Origin of the sequence: Pseudoalteromonas sp. HM-SA03, from assembly GCF_002289345.1 — a bacterium.
Classification (GTDB): Bacteria; Pseudomonadota; Gammaproteobacteria; order Enterobacterales; family Alteromonadaceae; genus Pseudoalteromonas.
Genome location: NZ_NSDG01000011.1, coordinates 1 through 1,499, shown reverse-complemented (window position 1 = coordinate 1,499; position 1,499 = coordinate 1). Strand labels below are relative to the sequence as shown.

Annotated in this window: 2 protein-coding genes; both read right to left on the bottom strand. The window is 38.4% G+C overall.

Features of this window, described 5'->3' with window-relative positions:
• Positions 1–338: 338 nt before the first annotated feature.
• Entirely contained in the window at positions 339–1,193 is an 855-nt protein-coding gene (locus CKO50_RS01890) for an immunity 49 family protein (protein WP_095726773.1), read from the bottom strand.
• 18 nt (positions 1,194–1,211) lie between these two features.
• A partial coding sequence (locus tag CKO50_RS01885; RefSeq protein WP_217989638.1) for a hypothetical protein occupies positions 1,212–1,499 on the bottom strand: 288 nt, incomplete at its 5' end.

Below are 1,499 nucleotides of genomic sequence, written 5' to 3'. Positions count from 1 at the left end.
ACTGGGTCGCCTTTGCCGACTTTTCTTTGGGTAAAAAGCCGCAGCACGGCAAGCGCAGCGGAGAGGGATTCCCAGTATTTTTTTAAGATAACTTTGACTATGGTTGTGGTATGTCTTGGGCCTTTATTTATGGCTTTGTCTTACCACTGCATACCATCTCAGTAGAGTAGTTAAAGATTAGCTACCGTGGTTTCTCTAATTAAAAATGTAAACGAAAGCAGCAGAAGAAATTTGGTGAGAAATGTAGGCTAGGAGGATAATTGAACCTAGCCTTGCAACATCCATGTTGTTAAAGAGTGTGGTTTAGCAAATTAGACTTCTTTTTTAATTTACCTTAATCATTTTGGTGGGTTAGGGTTTACCAGCCACTCTGGTATATAGCCATTTTCTGTGGTCAAATCATAGCCTTTAATGTCTTTTGCTAATGCAGCCATGGCAGTGAGAGGTATTGAAATAGCTCCGTCTAACGAGTACCTTCGGTCATCGGTGTTATAGTATTCATTATGCAGGACGCTAGCACTCTCTATTGCCTGGTTGTATTCCACTCCACTATCATCGGTAAATATGCCAAGAATCACAGACACTATTGGCCATTCTAAGCGACTCGAATAAAGGTACACTTCGTCTTCACTACAGTCATTTGAATCACTGGCGATTAATGCTTTTTCTATCGCTTGGCTTAAATCTGCACTAGGTGTAAAAATAGCCTTGAGCAAATCAACATATGCAAAATCAAAAGGCAAGAGCTGATCTGAATATTTGGCTGATTTAAAAACCGAGTTATCTACAGTTATCAAGTAATCAATCGCAGCCTGATTTCGAGTGATAATGGCGCAGAACAGCGCTTTTTGCCAATTAAAGATGTTTGCATATTGTGGGGATAGCTGCCCAGATAGTTCAATTACTTCGTTATCGTAGGCGAATTTGAATATGCTATCAGGGTTTTCATTAAATTGGAAAATAGCAAGCTTCAGCTGTAGGGCTCTTGCAATGTAATGCCATGCTTTGTTGCTGCCTGGATTTTCGAGAACCTCAAGAGGGAACATCTCTTCTAAATTTAACGACGCGAATGTAGATAACGTATGACAGCCATTTTTTTTAAGTGTTTCCAAAAAAATACTATTACTTTTCTCATATAGTTTATTCGCTCTGTCGTACGTTCGCTTTGCGTAACTATAGTGATTTTTAACCATTTATTTTAACGCTCCTACTTACCTTATAATATCAAACTTTGTTATGTCTATAACTTCGACAAGTCCGTTGTCTCGAGCTCTTTGTTGCACACCTATATAATCTATGCTTTCTGTTAGCTTTGATGATTTATAAGCGTCTATCATATCTTCAAGTTGTTCAACTTGATTTGTAAATACTTCATATTTATCAGAGCCAAAATTGGGGCTATCTAGATACTCTCTTAATTTATCTTCGTAATTCTTAAAAATTGAATCCATATAGGCTCTTGAGCCTTGCTGAGCACGCTTTGTTCCGGCCATTCGACT

What these genes read in the sequence shown, in the direction of transcription:
- CKO50_RS01890 (WP_095726773.1), bottom strand. Translation starts at nt 1,193, where the DNA reads ATGGTTAAAAATCACTATAGTTACGCAAAGCGAACGTACGACAGAGCG.